At 34.1% G+C, this 14,903-nt stretch carries 14 protein-coding genes and 1 pseudogene; 10 read left to right on the plus strand and 5 right to left on the minus strand.

The window, feature by feature from the left end:
- The first annotated feature begins 7 nt into the window (after window positions 1–7).
- From ACTJFD_RS07170 to pyrE, 4 genes and pseudogenes are all read left to right on the plus strand, one after another.
- Window positions 8–786: pseudogene (locus ACTJFD_RS07170) on the plus strand (dihydroorotate dehydrogenase electron transfer subunit).
- Window positions 783–1,700 carry a dihydroorotate dehydrogenase gene (locus ACTJFD_RS07175; RefSeq protein ID WP_442260659.1) on the plus strand — a complete coding sequence of 306 codons (918 nt, stop codon included), beginning with the start codon at window positions 783–785 and terminating at the stop codon, window positions 1,698–1,700. Before ACTJFD_RS07170 ends, ACTJFD_RS07175 begins: the two are co-directional and overlap by 4 nt.
- Window positions 1,701–2,414, plus strand: coding sequence for an orotidine-5'-phosphate decarboxylase (pyrF, locus tag ACTJFD_RS07180; RefSeq protein WP_442260660.1), 714 nt, complete (start codon window positions 1,701–1,703; stop codon window positions 2,412–2,414).
- Window positions 2,392–3,033, plus strand: coding sequence for an orotate phosphoribosyltransferase (gene pyrE, locus ACTJFD_RS07185; RefSeq protein ID WP_442260661.1), 642 nt, complete (start codon window positions 2,392–2,394; stop codon window positions 3,031–3,033). The genes pyrF and pyrE overlap by 23 nt, the downstream gene beginning before the upstream one ends.
- A 61-nt stretch (window positions 3,034–3,094) precedes the next feature.
- On the opposite strand, the gene ACTJFD_RS07190 is transcribed toward pyrE, so the two are convergent.
- From ACTJFD_RS07190 to ACTJFD_RS07200, 3 genes are all read right to left on the minus strand, one after another.
- Window positions 3,095–4,558 carry an amino acid permease gene (locus tag ACTJFD_RS07190; protein WP_442260662.1) on the minus strand — a complete coding sequence of 488 codons (1,464 nt, stop codon included), beginning with the start codon at window positions 4,556–4,558 and terminating at the stop codon, window positions 3,095–3,097.
- 160 nt (window positions 4,559–4,718) lie between these two features.
- Window positions 4,719–6,419: an NFACT RNA binding domain-containing protein gene (locus ACTJFD_RS07195; protein ID WP_442260663.1), complete on the minus strand. Its 1,701-nt coding sequence runs from the start codon at window positions 6,417–6,419 to the stop codon at window positions 4,719–4,721.
- Window positions 6,420–6,497: 78 nt separating this feature from the next.
- Window positions 6,498–8,135: a cell division site-positioning protein MapZ family protein gene (locus ACTJFD_RS07200; RefSeq protein WP_442260664.1), complete on the minus strand. Its 1,638-nt coding sequence runs from the start codon at window positions 8,133–8,135 to the stop codon at window positions 6,498–6,500.
- A gap of 184 nt (window positions 8,136–8,319) precedes the next feature.
- Here ACTJFD_RS07200 and ACTJFD_RS07205 point away from each other — a divergent pair, with 184 nt between their 5' ends.
- From ACTJFD_RS07205 to ACTJFD_RS07230, 6 genes are all read left to right on the plus strand, one after another.
- Window positions 8,320–8,937 carry a hypothetical protein gene (locus ACTJFD_RS07205; RefSeq protein ID WP_442260665.1) on the plus strand — a complete coding sequence of 206 codons (618 nt, stop codon included), beginning with the start codon at window positions 8,320–8,322 and terminating at the stop codon, window positions 8,935–8,937.
- Window positions 8,938–9,275: 338 nt separating this feature from the next.
- Window positions 9,276–10,283, plus strand: a complete 1,008-nt coding sequence (trpX, locus tag ACTJFD_RS07210) for a tryptophan ABC transporter substrate-binding protein (protein WP_442260666.1) — start codon at window positions 9,276–9,278, stop codon at window positions 10,281–10,283.
- A complete protein-coding gene (locus ACTJFD_RS07215; RefSeq protein WP_442260667.1) occupies window positions 10,284–11,153 on the plus strand; it encodes an ABC transporter permease in 870 nt (289 codons plus the stop codon). It abuts the gene before it with no gap.
- Entirely contained in the window at window positions 11,150–11,899 is a 750-nt protein-coding gene (locus ACTJFD_RS07220) for an ABC transporter ATP-binding protein (RefSeq protein WP_442260668.1), read from the plus strand. Before ACTJFD_RS07215 ends, ACTJFD_RS07220 begins: the two co-directional genes overlap by 4 nt.
- Before the next feature lie 179 nt (window positions 11,900–12,078).
- Complete coding sequence (locus ACTJFD_RS07225; protein WP_442260669.1) at window positions 12,079–12,279, plus strand: cold-shock protein; 201 nt, start codon at window positions 12,079–12,081, stop codon at window positions 12,277–12,279.
- 66 nt (window positions 12,280–12,345) lie between these two features.
- Window positions 12,346–13,149, plus strand: a complete 804-nt coding sequence (locus ACTJFD_RS07230; protein ID WP_442260670.1) for a GNAT family N-acetyltransferase — start codon at window positions 12,346–12,348, stop codon at window positions 13,147–13,149.
- A 78-nt stretch (window positions 13,150–13,227) separates the two neighbouring features.
- On the opposite strand, the gene ACTJFD_RS07235 is transcribed toward ACTJFD_RS07230, so the two are convergent.
- Both ACTJFD_RS07235 and ACTJFD_RS07240 read right to left on the minus strand, forming a co-directional pair.
- Window positions 13,228–13,782, minus strand: a complete 555-nt coding sequence (locus ACTJFD_RS07235) for a tyrosine-type recombinase/integrase (RefSeq protein WP_442260671.1) — start codon at window positions 13,780–13,782, stop codon at window positions 13,228–13,230.
- Window positions 13,783–14,353: 571 nt separating this feature from the next.
- The gene (locus ACTJFD_RS07240; protein WP_442260672.1) at window positions 14,354–14,788 is read right to left on the minus strand and encodes a CPBP family glutamic-type intramembrane protease; all 435 of its coding nucleotides are present in this window, start codon (window positions 14,786–14,788) and stop codon (window positions 14,354–14,356) included.
- Window positions 14,789–14,903 lie beyond the last annotated feature (115 nt).

Raw genomic sequence — 14,903 nt, forward strand, 5'->3', positions numbered from 1 at the left:
GAGTCTTATGAAACAAGAAGAAATGATCGTTGTTCAACAAAAAAAATCGCTAAGAATATTTTTGAATTAACACTAAAAGGAAACCTCGTCAGTGAGATGACACAAGCGGGTCAATTTTTACATATCCGTGTACCTGACTCACATTTATTATTGCGTCGCCCCATTAGTTTAGCTGAGGTTAATTTAAAAGATGAGGAGTGTCGTTTGATTTATCGTGCAGAAGGTGAAGGAACGTTGAGGCTAAGTCAACTTTCTTCAGGTGAAACCGTTGATATTTTAGGTCCTTTAGGTCAAGGGTTTAATTATGATTTTATTCAAGAAAATGATTTGGTTTTTTTAGTTGGCGGTGGAATAGGCGTTCCTCCTCTTTATCAATTAGGTAAAAAATTAAAAGAAAAAAATGCAACACTGGTTTTTATGAATGGTTTTGCTAGTCGTTCGGTTATGTTTTATGAAGAAGAATTTAGTCAACTAGGAACATTGATGCTATCGACGGACGATGGTTCTTACGGGATTAGAGGTCATGTGGGTCATTTGATGGAAAGTGCTTGTTCTGTATATGGACAACCAAGAGCTGTTTATGCTTGTGGCCCGACTGCACTATTACGCTCAGTCGAACAAACCTTTAATCAGGAAGAGCACGTTTATCTTTCAATGGAAGAAAGAATGGCCTGTGGTGTAGGAGCTTGTTCTGCCTGTGTTTGTCAATCTAAGAAAGAACCAACAGTGACTAAAAAAGTATGTGCGGATGGTCCTGTGTTCAAACGTGGGGAGGTTATACTATGAATCGCTTAGCGGTGAAGTTACCTGGATTAGATTTAAAAAACCCGATTATGCCGGCAAGTGGCTGTTTTGGTTTTGGTGAAGAATATGCAAAATATTATGATTTGAGTCAATTAGGTTCGATTATGGTTAAAGCGACAACAGCAGAAAAGCGATTAGGAAATCCAACTCCTCGCGTTGCGGAAACCCCTAGTGGGATGTTAAATGCGATTGGCTTACAAAATCCTGGATTAGAAGTCGTTATGAAAGAAAAATTACCAGTATTAGAAAAATATAATCTACCAGTTATTGCCAATGTTGCAGGCTCAAGTGTGGCTGATTATCTGGAAGTGTGTGCTCGAATTGGTGACGCACCAAATGTTAAAGCGATTGAACTGAACATCTCATGTCCAAACGTTAAAGAGGGGGGCATTGCCTTTGGAACGAGTGCACAAGTTGCTTATGATTTAACCAAAGCAGTAAAAAAAGTTGCTAAAGTCCCAGTTTATGTTAAGTTATCCCCTAATGTTACTAACATTGTTCCAATTGCAGAGGCAGTTGAAAGAGCAGGAGCAGATGGTATAAGCATGATTAACACTCTTTTAGGCATGCGAATTGATTTAAAAACACGACAACCCATTTTAGCAAATGGGACAGGAGGATTATCTGGTCCTAGTATTAAGCCAGTTGCAATCCGGATGATTGATCAAGTTTCTCGAGCAGTTTCTATCCCTATTATTGGGATGGGGGGAGTAGCAACAGTTGATGATGTTATTGAAATGTTTTTGGCGGGTGCCAGTGCAGTAGCAGTAGGAACAATGAATTTTACTGATCCTTATATTTGTCCAAAATTAATTGATGCTCTTCCAAATCGAATGAATGAATTAGGGATTCAAACTTTAGAACAGCTAATTCAAGAAGTAAAGGAGAGTCGTTAAATGAAACGTCCTATTATTGCCCTCGATTTTAAAAACAAACAAGAAATTGCTCAGTTTTTAACTTATTTTCCAAAAGAAGAGTCTCTATTTGTAAAAGTTGGAATGGAAATTTTTTATAAAGAAGGACCGGAAATTATTGAATGGTTAACATCTTTAGGTTATGACGTTTTTTTAGATTTGAAACTTCATGATATCCCTAATACTGTTTATTCTGCAATGAAAAATATTGCTTCTTTAGGAGTAGCAATAACTAATGTACACGCTGTTGGTGGATTAGAGATGATGAAGCAGGCTAAACTAGGTTTATTAGAAGGAACTTTAAAAAATAAAGAAATGCCTAAGTTAATTGCGGTGACACAATTGACGTCGACAAGTGAGTATGAGATGCAAGCTGAACAACTAATCCCGTGTTCGCTCATCGAAAGTGTAACTCATTATGCAAAACTAACACAAGAAGCAGGTTTAGATGGTGTGGTTTGTTCTGCCTTAGAGGTTGAAGCCATTCAAGGAAAGACCTCTTCAGATTTTATTTGTTTAACACCGGGAATTCGCCCGGAGAATAGTAATAAAAGTGATCAAAAACGTGTCGTTACTCCTAAACAAGCAAAATTAATTGGTTCAACTTACATTGTTGTCGGCCGTCCAATCACCTTATCAGAAACACCTTACGAAACTTATTTACAGATAAAAAATGAATGGAATGAGGAAAAATAAAATGAAGAAAATAGCTGAACAACTCTTATCAATTAAGGTAGTTGCTTTAAGTCCTAATGAACCTTTTACTTGGGCAAGCGGCTTGAAAAGTCCAATTTATTGCGATAATCGTTTAACGATGAGTTATCCAGAAGTTAGACGAGAAATTGCTCAGAATTTAGCTCGAAAAATTAAGGAAACTTATCCTGGGGTTGAAGTGATTGCAGGGACAGCAACCGCTGGAATACCGCATGCTGCTTGGGTAGCTGAGATTTTAGATTTACCAATGGTGTATATTCGTGGCAAAGCCAAAGACCATGGCAAAAAAAATCAGATTGAAGGGCGGATTACGCTTCAACAAAAAATGGTTGTGATTGAAGATTTGATTTCAACTGGTGGCAGTGTAATCGAAGCCTGTGAGGCCGCTAAGGAGGAGGGAGCAGACGTTTTAGGTGTTATGGCTATCTTTACCTATCAATTACCTAAAGGCGTGGAGAACTTCAAAAAAGCCGAATTAGAAGTAGTGACGCTAACTAATTATACAGAGTTATTAGAAGTAGCATTAGAGCATCGTTATATTAAGGCCAATGATTTAGATGTTTTAAAAAGTTGGAAAAGTAATCCAGCGGAATGGAACTAATAAAATAAAGCAACTTCGGATGACTCTTTTTCAAGTGAATCATCCGAAGTTGTTTTATTGATTATAAAATTTGATTTTTTGAGTTTAAAAAAACTTTTTTATTTTCACGTTTTGCTAGTACCGGAAAAATAAAACCTAATGCAATTAAGAAAATAGGAGTTAAAATATTTAAGGTTAATTCAAAGAGAAAAGCTTTAGGATTATCGGAGTAATTCAATTTTGGTATAATTCCCATGATACAAGAAAAGGCGGTGAAAAGGAAACACCATAAACCGATAGCAAAACCAACCTTAGGATTTTTAACAAATTTATAATCTGAATCAAACCTGGAATGCATCTTATTGATCATCATAAATGCAAAAAAGACCCATAAATAACGAAGTGGCATCACAACTGAATTTAAATTAAGTAACCACTTGTATAAACTATTCATACTTTTAATACCAAGCCCCGGAAGGACAATTAGAATTGAAACGAGAAGGCCCGTCAGTAAGTAGCCATTGACAATGACGCCCTTTTTATTTTCTCTTGTAAAAGATTCTGGAATGAACTCTTTATCAGAATCAGCTAATAAAATTTTTAAGGGCGCATCAATTGAAAAGGCTAATGCAGAAACTTGGGCTAGTGCGTTTGCCACAGCATAGACAATGACAAATAAATTTCCAACTCGATAATACTGTCCTAATTTGGCAAAAGCTTCATAGGCACCATTGGCCATTAAATCAGAAGGAATAGCATTGGTATCAAAGAGCATCCCCATTGAGAATGAACCTAAGATAGCACAGATAGCAATCATAATGGTTAAGACAATCATCCCTTTAGGAAATTCTTTAGACGCATTTTTTGTTTCGTTAATATAAGGAGAAATTTTTTCTGCTCCTCCAACGGCTAAGACTAAGAAAGAGATGGTTGTAAAGTAATTTAGATCAAACTTAGGTATGTAAGTGCTTAGCGATGACATATCCGGTGTTGCTAAAACAGCATCATTACTGATCATAGGCGCACTAATCGCTAGTAAAATAAATAATAAGGACATAATAAACATAGCTGTTCCAGCTAAGCCACCAATTCGTTTTAATGTCGTTAAACCTTTAGATGAGATCCATAGAAAAAAAAGAAAAATAAAAAGGCTTAAAATAGAAACAACTAAGGCACTTGTTTCAGCAACAAAGTGACCATTTTGTTTGAAGGTCCAACTCAAAGCTATTAAAATCGCTTGTGGTTTTTGAGCTAAGTAAGGGATATGAACCACCCAGTAAGTCCAAGCAGCAAAATAGCCAATTTTTTTGGTACTGGTATTTTTAACCCAACTACTAACTCCTCCAGAACTATCTTTAAAAGTAGATCCTAACTGACCAACGATTAAAGCATAAGGGACAAAATAGAAAATCATAATCAATATCCATGAAAAAATAACAGATATTCCTTGAGTAGCATAGTTATTGACCACATTACCAAGCCCCCATACCGAAACAAAAGCAATGATTGCAATATTATACCATCTCAACTTTTTAGATTGACTCAATCTCAACACACTCCTATTTATAAAATATAACACATTGTTATATCATATTTTTAAATGAGTTAAAAGACAATCTTTTTTACGATAATTTACAAAAATATGAATTTATCATGTGTAAAAATAGAGGAAATTAAAAAACCTCTCATAAAAGAGAAGGTTTAGGTTATTTTTTTAATTTTTTTATGAGTTCCTCTTCAGGAGTAACATACAGTGTTTTTTGACCTTCATAAATAACATAACCAGGTTTGGCGCCATTAGGTTTTCTAATGAGCTTTACAGGAACGTAATCAACCGGTACTTGACTTGATAAACGATATTTAGAAAAGTAGGCAGCCAGTTGAGCAGCTTCTAGTAATGTTTCTTCAGTAGGTGTGTTGCTTCGAATAATGACATGAGAACCTGGTATGTCTTTGGCATGCAACCAGATATCTTGTTTATTCGCTGTTTTAAGTGTTAATTGATCATTTTGTAAGTTATTTTTACCTACTAAAATGAGTGTTCCGTCAGAAGAAACAAATTCTTCGGGTTTACTTGTCTTAATTTTTTGTTTCTTCTTCGTCTTGCGTTTATCTTTAATATAATGTTGATGGATTAACTCTTCACGAATAACTTCAACATCTCCTGGACTTGCAATATCTAACTGAGCAACGATAGAATCTAAATAAAGCAATTCATATTCTGTTAAAATCAATTGTTTATTGATTTCACTAATACCATTACGAAGTTTTGTATATTTGTGAAAATATTTTTGTGCATTCTGATTCGCCGAAAGAGCAGGATTAAGAGCAATCTCAATTGGCTGGTTATTGTCATAATAATTTTCAAGAATAACATTGGTACTACTTTTCTTAACAAGATGTAAAAAAGTAGTTAAAATTTCTCCTTTTAAACGATACTCATCTGCTGATTCAGTTGCTTTTAAATCTTTTTGTAAGTTCTTCTTTTTCTTCTTTAATTTATTAATATCTGCTGATAGTTTTCTAATAAGTTCCCCAGCCTGTTGTTTGACCCGGTCTTTCTCAGCTTTGCCACTATAATAGTGATCCAACAATTCACTTAACGTATGAAAGCTTGTTTCTTTTTCAGCTTGAAGTGAAGGAAAAGGAATTGGGCTAAAGAGTTCACTTTGTTTAACGGTGCTTAGAGTAGGGGCCTGTTGTGTTGTTAATTCAGTGAAAAACTGTTGCCATGCTTTTAATTTTTCTTTAGGTTGAATCATTAATCGTGTGAAGAGTTCTTGAGCAGTGTCTTTGCCTAAGCCTTGAAAAGAAGTTTGTAAGAATTGTGGTGACAAATCGTCTGTTGTAGCTAATAGGGCATGAAGTCCTTTGATATCAACAGTAAAGGGGTTGAGTTGTTCTCTTTGAGGAGGTCTTCGATAAAGACTACCCGGTAAGATTTGTCGATAAGTATTTTGACTGGAACCGACATGCTTGACAGCGTCTAAAATTTTACCTGTCGCTTGATTAACAAGTAGAATATTACTGTGACGCCCCATAAGTTCAACAATTAATAAGATGTTTTCTAAATCGCCCAATTCGTTCCGACTACTAAAATAAAAATGAATAATTCGGTCGTTTTCAACTTGTTCAATTTTTTCTAAAATACTGCCTTCTAAATATTTACGCAAAGTCATACAAAAGTTAGGAGGTGTTTTAGGATTTTGATAAGAGATGGTCGTAAGTTGAATACGAGAAAAACTAGGGTGTGCAGATAATAAAAGGGTATGATTCTTTCCTTGATTTCTAAAAACTAACATGATTTCATGTTCATAAGGTTGTTGAATTTTGGATAAACGACCGTCTGTAATCGTTTGGTTCAATTCCTCAACCATTAAATGTGTAAAAACACCATCAAATGACATAATAAAACCTCCTTGATATTTAAAAAGGGTTATGACCAGATAATTAAACTGTCACAACCCTACTTTTTACATTTTACATTAATTCGGTCCGTTACCAGCGTACCAACCTGTTTTGACATTTACAGTTACTAAATAAATCGGAAATTCTTCAGGTTTACTTTTTGGGAAAAGTCTTGAATTAGTGGTTGCGTATAAATCGTAATAGCCTTCACCATTTTCAACATATTTAGGAGTAAGGTAATAACCACCTTCAACAACATACCCACGTTGAATGACTTCTTTTAAGAATTTATCTTGAATTCCAGGATTCCAAGCCCAAGCAGCATCTGAAAAATCTTTAGTACTGTCTTCACGATTTCCCCAGCGTTGATTACTTGAACGGGTACTAGGGGCAACTGGTTGAGTGGTAGTCGCTTGAGTTTGTTGATTATTATCAAGTGTTGCTGTAGTTTCATTTTTCGCGATTGCTTGGTTCTCTTTTTCTTGTTTATCTAAGAATGATTTTACCTTTTCTAGTTCTTTAACTAAATTTGTTTTATTATCAGAAGTAGGTAAGGCATCCACTAGTTCTTTAGCTTCATCGTATTGTTCCTTAGTAACAGAAGTAACTACATCATCATGTGAATAAATTTTAGCCATCGCTGTTTTAAGCTCAGTTAAGGCTGATTCTTGTTTTAAAGCATACTCAAGAGCTGTATTATAGTTTTTATCAAAGGCATCAGCTGGATTTTCAATAGGAACTAAATTGATGGTTTCTTCAGTTGTTAGTTCAGCATTTTCATCAATTGTATCTCCGTTCATGACAGGTGTTTTAAATAACTGATTTAAAGCTTCTTGTTTTTTGAATTTAGTTTGTCCTGCTTTTAATAACGTTGTGTATTCAGCGAAGTTTTTAGTATTTTTTAAATTTTTTCCAGCTTGTTCAGCTTTATCTAGGTCTTTTGAAGAGATGTTTTCTTTTAAAAAGATATGCTCTGAATTTAAATAAAGGGCTTTAATCGCTGTTTCAGAAGAAGCGACAACTTTTTGTTGTTTGATTTCATCTTGATTGGTTTGGTAACTATGATACCAGTAACCCCCCCCACCAATAATGACTAAAGCTGCTGCAATTCCAATCCATTTTTTGAATCCATTACTAGCTTTTTTTGGCGTCATCGTTGGTTCTTCTTGAATAGAAGGACCCTTTATTTCTTTTGTATCATTTTCAATTGTTTCGTTTTCAGCACGATGATTGTTGACTTCATCTGAAATAGGGTCTGCCTTTTCTTGATCAATCATTTCTGTATCTAATAAAGGTGCTGGATCAAACTGTTTTGTTTCTTCTTCAACAAAAATAATTTCTTCTTCGTTTGGTTCAACCGTTTTATCATGGTCGATGAAGTCAGCAGGACTAGCAATGGCTTCTTCTACGATTTCAGGACTTGCATCTGAGGAGTCAGTAGCAACGTTCGGCTCTTTTTGTTTATGCTTCTTTTCAGTTTGCATTTTAAAGGTGTCAGTCGTTGTATGACGATGTTTAAAAAAGTCATCTGTAATTTCTTCTTCAATTTCTATTGGTTCCTCTGATAATTTATTTTCCGTAGGCGTGTTTTTCTTTTTATTTAATTCATCTTCGAGAACATCCATTGGGACAAATAAATCACAATTGGGACAAAAGGCTTGGTCCACTGATAGATGATGACCACAGTTAGGACATTTTTTTTCTACTTTAGGCAATGAAATCTCTCCTAATCATTTTTTTATAGACGATAACTAATTTATTATATACCATAACCCCTTAAAAATATAGGGATAAACAGGTTAATTCAAATAAAAAACAAAATTAAACTTTATGCAATATTATTTTTACACACAATAAGGTATAATGAAATTAATTAACAAGTAAGGTGGTATTGTATTCATGGTGCGTAAGAATACTAAAAAAATAGTAGGTAGAAAAAGAAATAGAAAAAAACGTTGGATCGTTGGTTCTATTCTTTTGTTTTTTGTTCTTTGGGGGAGTTCTTCTTATTATAAACAAACAATCCGTTCTCAGGAAGTTCGAGCAGTACGTGAGTTTTCTGAATCTAGTCCTGGTTTTGAACATCTAGATGACACAACAATTCAAACGAAGTTTAAGAATAAAGATGATTTTGTTGTCATGATGTATCGTGTTTCGAACAACCCTAGTTTAAATGTATTAGAGCATTTTTTTGAAAAAGGAATGTCTTCAAAAGAGTTAGAAGAACCTGTTTTTATTTATCAACCCATCTATGATTTTGAAAAAGTATCTAAGGAACTTGATTTAAAAAATGCCAATAATATTATTTCTATTAAAAGTGGTAAAGTAGATATGGTTTATGGTTTTGATAAAGTAACGGATGGAACAAAAGAAATTGAGGATGCTTTATTTACATTACTTAATCCGAAAATAGAGCCAAAAACACCAGTTCAAACAAAAAAAGTAAATCAAGAAGATGAACTTGAGTTTTCTGGTGAAGAGAATAAGGTAGATACCCAAGAAATTACCTTTGATTAAACAGATTGACAAAAAAATGAGTGAAGCGTATAGTTAATTCATAATAATAAAGAGAAATGAGGAATTGTCATGAAATCAAATCAATCAAATCAAATTTACTTCACAGTAGTTAACCGTTCATGGCAAAACTGGCGTAGATAAGTTGTATTTATGTTGAACACATAGATACAACAATTAGAGCATGTCTAAATTGTGTATCTATGCGAGTTATAAAAAAGCGAACACTCACCGCATAGATGAATAGTCATTTATGTGGTTTTTTGTTTTCAAAATTTACTAGAAGATAGTAGCCACTTTCAGGTTGGTTACTGTCTTTTTTTGATAAGGAGAAAGAAAAAATGAAAAATAGAAAGTTAATTTTTGCAGTTGTTTTATTAACTACTATAATTCTTGTTAGTTTTGTTAAAGGCCTGCTTCAGCCTTCAATAACAACGCAAAAGAACGAGAAAATTAGAATTGGGGTTCTTCAATTTGTCAGTCACCCAGCATTAGATGAAATTTATCAAGGTTTTGTAGAAGAATTAAAAAAATCAGGATATAAAAAAGGGGAAAAAATAGAATTAGACTATCAAAATGGACAAGCGGATCAAAGTAAACTAACCAGTATGAGTCAGCAGTTATTACAAAAACATCCAGATGTATTGGTAGGCATTGCAACACCAGCTGCTCAATCTTTAGCAAATCAAACCAAAGAGGTTCCAATCATTTTAGGAGCGATTTCAGATCCGAAGGGGGCTGGTTTAGTGGAGTCTAATGAACACCCTGGCGGAAACATAACAGGCGTTAGCGATTTGGCACCAGTCGCTAAACAGCTTAAACTAGCGCAAGAATTAATTCCAGAAGCTAAGAGTGTTGGTATCTTATACGCATCCTCTGAGGCAAATTCAAAGTTTCAAGTTGATTTAGCTAAGGAAGCTGCTGCTGTTTTAGGTTTAGAGGTTGAAACTTTTGCAGTTCCGTCATCGAATGAAATCTCACAAACAGTTCATCAAATGGCGCAAACAACAGATTTTATTCTGATTCCGAACGACAATACAATTGCTAACGCAATGCAGACAGTTGTTTCTGTAGCTAATCAATATAAAATACCGATTATCCCACCTGTTAGATCAATGGTTGAACAAGGGGGCTTAGCAACTGTTGGCGTTAACCAATACCAGTTGGGAGTACAAACAGCAAAGATGGCCATTCAAATTATAGAGAAGAAGGAAAAACCAGCTGAGATGCCAATCTATCTTTTTGAAGAAGGCGACGTTTCAATTAATCAAAAACAAGCGGATCTTTTAGGAATTAAAATTCCAGAAAAATATCAGTCGTTTGTTATAGAAGAAGAGGAGGAATACTAAATGTTAATATCAACCATCGGACAAGGCCTTTTATGGGCAATTTTGGGAATTGGCATTTTTTTAACGTTTCGAATTCTTGATTTTCCGGATTTAACGACAGAAGGAAGTTTTCCTTTGGGTGGAGCGGTAACCGTGACTGCGATTACAATTGGAACGCCGCCTATTTTAGCGACCATTATTGGAATGGTTGCCGGTATGTTAGCAGGATTAACAACCGGAATGCTCTATACAAAAGGGAAAATACCAGTTATCTTAGCAGGAATTTTAGTGATGAGTGCCTTAAATTCTGTCATGTTATTTGTGATGAAATCACCTAACCTTTCATTGCTTAATCAACCCACACTTTTTAAAGAACTAAATTTTTTGCATTTACCTCTTCATTTTGATGTGATTGTAATAGGTTTACTTTTAATTATAATGGTCATTTTTCTTCTCTATTTATTTTTGCATACGGATTTAGGTCAAGCTTATATTGCGACTGGTGATAATGAAGTTATGGCAAAATCGCTAGGCATTAAAACAGATCGCATGAAAATTTTAGGTTTAGTTGTTTCAAATGGGATTATTGCTTTATCTGGTTCTTTGATTGCACAAAGTGAAGGTTATGCTGATGTGAATAAAGGGATAGGGGTCATCGTCATCGGTTTAGCATCTATCATTTTAGGTGAATTGTTATTCGGAGAATTAACAATGCTAGAGCGTTTAGTTGCCATCGTGATAGGGAGTGTCCTTTATCAACTCTTAATTTTAATGGTAATTAAATTGAATTTTGATACAACCTATTTAAAAGCATATTCTTCACTAATATTAGCGATATGTTTAATGGTGCCTCAAATCAGAAAGAAAATTTTAGGAGGTAAACTAAAATGAGTTTTTATCCTTTAGAAATAAAACAGGCTAGTATCGAATTAGATAATCATCTGAAAATAATGGATCACTTAAATTTAACCGTTAAAACAGGTGATTTTATTACTATTTTAGGTGGAAATGGTGCAGGTAAATCAACATTATTTAATGCGATTACAGGACAACTACAATTAACTCAAGGTGAGGTTACTATTTTTGGGGAGAAGGTCACACAGGAAACGGAGGAAGAACGGGCTAGATTAATTGCTCGAGTTTTTCAAGATCCTAAAAATGGGACAGCTCCACGGATGACGGTAATGGAAAATTTACTTTTAGCGACGAAACGTGGTAAAAAAAGAAGTCTTTTTAAGATGCGTGAAATCAAGCAACATCGAGAGCTTTTTTATCAGAGATGCCAAGTAGTGGGCAATGGTTTAGAAGAACACTTAGACACACCAACAGGAAATTTATCCGGTGGACAGCGTCAAGCGCTAAGTCTGTTAATGGCGACTATGAATGAACCCAAACTGCTTTTACTGGATGAACATACAGCAGCACTAGATCCGAAAACAGCAAAACAACTAATGAAGTTAACGAATGATACAGTGACCGAGAAAAATTTAACTTGTTTAATGATTACACACCAAATGGAAGATGCCTTGATTTATGGCAATCGTTTAATTGTTTTAGAAAAAGGGAAAATAAAAAAAGATATTGAAAAGAGAGAAAAAGAAAAGTTAATGATGGAGGATTTACTACGATTCTTTTAAAAAAACAAAAGTATTTTTAATTAAAGCTTGCAAAAACCATAGTTATATAGTATAGTAATTATTGTAGTATTTTTGATACATATTAGGAAAATTTATATAACATTTCTCCTTTTAAGCGTCACATCTATTGCAATATAAGAAGCGTGCAGACGTACGCATTAATAAGGAGGAAAACATTCATGGCACAAGGAACAGTTAAATGGTTTAACGCTGACAAAGGTTTTGGATTTATTAGTCAAGAAGGTGGCGAAGATGTATTTGCACATTTTTCAGCTATCCAAGGTGACGGCTTCAAAACTTTAGAAGAAGGTCAAGCAGTTACTTTTGATATCGAAGATGGTCAACGTGGACCACAAGCAGTTAATATCGAAAAAGCTTAATTACCTAACACTTAGAAGTTTATACTTCTAAGTGTTTTTTATTTACATTAGAATGGAGTGAGTAGTATGACTGGTTTTAGAATAGTCCGTTTTTCAGACGTTCCGACTAAGTTGAGAACCGAAATTTGGAATCAAAGTTTTTCTGATTATATTTTACCTATAAAAATGACTGAAGAACAATTAGACTTAAGGCTATCTGAACTTAAACTCTCCTTCCAGAAGTCGGTAGTTTGTTTTGATGGTGAAGTAGGAGTAGGGGTTATCTTATATGGTGAAGATGGTTCTCTAGCTTGGATTGGTGGATTAGCAGTTATTAAAAGTTATCGTGGTAAAGGGGTAGCACGCTTGTTAATGAGGCATATTTTCAATCTGGCGAAAGCGGACGGCTTGACTTGGTTGACACTTGAAGTTATTGCAACAAACAATCGTGCACTAAAATTTTATCAAAAAGAAGGATTTACAACGAAACAAAGATTGTATTTTTTAACAGGTAATCGACCAACTTTTTTTGACCAAGAAGTTAAGCTTAAAAAAGAAAGTAAATATGACATCATAGAGGGTATAGTAGTGCCTTGGCAAAATAAAAGGATTAGAGGATACGATACTTTTAAATTTTTAAATAGTAAAAAAGAAGAATTTGGTACCGTAGTCTCTAACATTGAGAATAAGGAAATTAAAATTTATCAACTTGATTTAATCGATTGGGAAATGTTGGCTTCTGCTGTTGCTGCTATCTTTGAATATTATGAAGAGGCAGAGTCTTTTAAATGTTTTAATTTAGCCTTAACTACGAAACAATTATCCGAATTTTATAAAATTAAGGCAACGAAAGAATTAACCCAATATCAATTGGTTAAGGAAATCAAGTAATTAACGATCAGTCAAAAAAGGTCTTTGCCGATTCAACCGAAATATTAACACTTCGGTTGAATCGGCAAAGACCTTTTTTTAAATACCTAATCTAAAATCGGCTAAAGTATTTCCGATTTCGTCACTAGTAATTCCAATATACCTTTTCGTCACTCGTTCAGAACTATGGTTAAAAATCTCCATTAAGGTTGCGATATCCCGTGTTTTACGATAGTAGTGGTAGCCAAATGTTTTTCTTAGGGTATGTGTGCCAATATCTTTTCGATCTAAATCTTCTGCTATCCTTTGGTACTGTTTATAAACAGTGTTGACTTTAAGATGCCCCCCTTGTTGTCGGCTTGGAAATAACCATTCATCGTCATTTTTTCCTTTAATAAAGTTTTCGATATGTTCTTGTAGATTGTCAAGGTATAACATCTTTCTTTTTCCGGTTTTTCTTTCTACGATAATTGGTCTTTTTTCATAACGAATATCTTTAACTTTTAGTTTAACGATATCTGACATTCGTAACCCAGTGTTGATCCCTAGGATAAAAAGAAACGTATCTCGTTTAGGTGAACTTGTTCGTCGTAACCAAAAGAGAAAATCATCAATTTCAGTTTGACTACGTAAAGGTTGAACATTATAAGACAAAAAAACACCTCTTTTTAAGTGAAATAGTGAGTTCATTAATCTATATCCATATTACCATATTAATGAACTCATTAAAACCATATTTTTAAACCTTATGAATCAAGAGTTTGAGTTCACTATTCTACATAATAAAGTGAACTCATTATACCAGAGATTTTATAAGAGCTGAAATTTCAGTTCGAAAACAAGGGAAATTAGGTTAAAACACATTATGTCGTCAGAGGACGTTTCTAAGGCGTTTAAAATATTTAAAGTGGGTGATTGGTCAAACTGAACGTCTAAACACGAAATCAAATTTTTGTGATTTTGGGACAAAAAAAAGCCACCAAATTATTTGGAGGTTAATAATATTCTTTGAGAAGTTCTTCAATATATTTTGTTAATGAATCTGGATTAGTTGCATTAGTGACTTTATTGTTTAATTCATGATTCAGTTGTATTTCTATAGATTTACCGTTTTTATCTTTCGGGAAGCAATCTTGAGGTCCGAAAGTCCAAGAACCTTCTTACCATTTTACATCTCTTAGAATTATAAAAAGAAGCTTGGAAGATTCCAGGCTTCTTTTTGTATTCATTTGATAGCTTTTGCCTTTGCAATTAAGACTGTTATCATAGCAATTGAGACTATAGTCATCATCACTCCACCTTCAAGCCCAAAATCTCCTCCACTTAAAGTGGTTTTTAATGGACTTGTAATTGTACTAAAAAGACTATTTTCAATAACTTGGCCGCTAATTCCTGTTCCAATTATGACTCCAAGAACAATATTCCAAGTGCCATGAGCGAAACCAGTCAACCACATGTCATTTGTAATGTAATAGATTAATGAGAACATTATGCCAAACAGAAATAGATTGATTACTGGCAAAGCTGTTACACCAGGAGCAGATAGATGGAATAAAGAAAAGATCAGAGAGTTGCTAAAGATGGCAATTATAGTGTTGGAGTTGCTATTGACTGATGTATTAATGGTAGATAAAAGTATTGAAGGAAGGTATAAACCCATTACTAAAATAGTTCCGCATACTGTATCTTTGATAACACTTGAACTAATATGTTTAGTTGAAAAACCAAATTGGTGAGATTTCCTTTATACATTTTATTGTTAATGATAATCAACA

The sequence above is a fragment of the Vagococcus sp. genome (genome assembly GCF_052102835.1).
Classification (GTDB): domain Bacteria; phylum Bacillota; class Bacilli; order Lactobacillales; family Vagococcaceae; genus Vagococcus.

What these genes read in the sequence shown, in the direction of transcription:
- ACTJFD_RS07225 (WP_442260669.1), top strand. Translation starts at nt 12,079, where the DNA reads ATGGCACAAGGAACAGTTAAATGGTTTAACGCTGACAAAGGTTTTGGA.
- pyrF (WP_442260660.1), top strand. Translation starts at nt 1,701, where the DNA reads ATGAAACGTCCTATTATTGCCCTCGATTTTAAAAACAAACAAGAAATT.
- ACTJFD_RS07215 (WP_442260667.1), top strand. Translation starts at nt 10,284, where the DNA reads ATGTTAATATCAACCATCGGACAAGGCCTTTTATGGGCAATTTTGGGA.
- ACTJFD_RS07175 (WP_442260659.1), top strand. Translation starts at nt 783, where the DNA reads ATGAATCGCTTAGCGGTGAAGTTACCTGGATTAGATTTAAAAAACCCG.
- ACTJFD_RS07220 (WP_442260668.1), top strand. Translation starts at nt 11,150, where the DNA reads ATGAGTTTTTATCCTTTAGAAATAAAACAGGCTAGTATCGAATTAGAT.
- trpX (WP_442260666.1), top strand. Translation starts at nt 9,276, where the DNA reads ATGAAAAATAGAAAGTTAATTTTTGCAGTTGTTTTATTAACTACTATA.
- pyrE (WP_442260661.1), top strand. Translation starts at nt 2,392, where the DNA reads ATGAATGGAATGAGGAAAAATAAAATGAAGAAAATAGCTGAACAACTC.
- ACTJFD_RS07205 (WP_442260665.1), top strand. Translation starts at nt 8,320, where the DNA reads ATGGTGCGTAAGAATACTAAAAAAATAGTAGGTAGAAAAAGAAATAGA.
- ACTJFD_RS07195 (WP_442260663.1), bottom strand. Translation starts at nt 6,419, where the DNA reads ATGTCATTTGATGGTGTTTTTACACATTTAATGGTTGAGGAATTGAAC.
- ACTJFD_RS07240 (WP_442260672.1), bottom strand. Translation starts at nt 14,788, where the DNA reads ATGGGTTTATACCTTCCTTCAATACTTTTATCTACCATTAATACATCA.
- ACTJFD_RS07230 (WP_442260670.1), top strand. Translation starts at nt 12,346, where the DNA reads ATGACTGGTTTTAGAATAGTCCGTTTTTCAGACGTTCCGACTAAGTTG.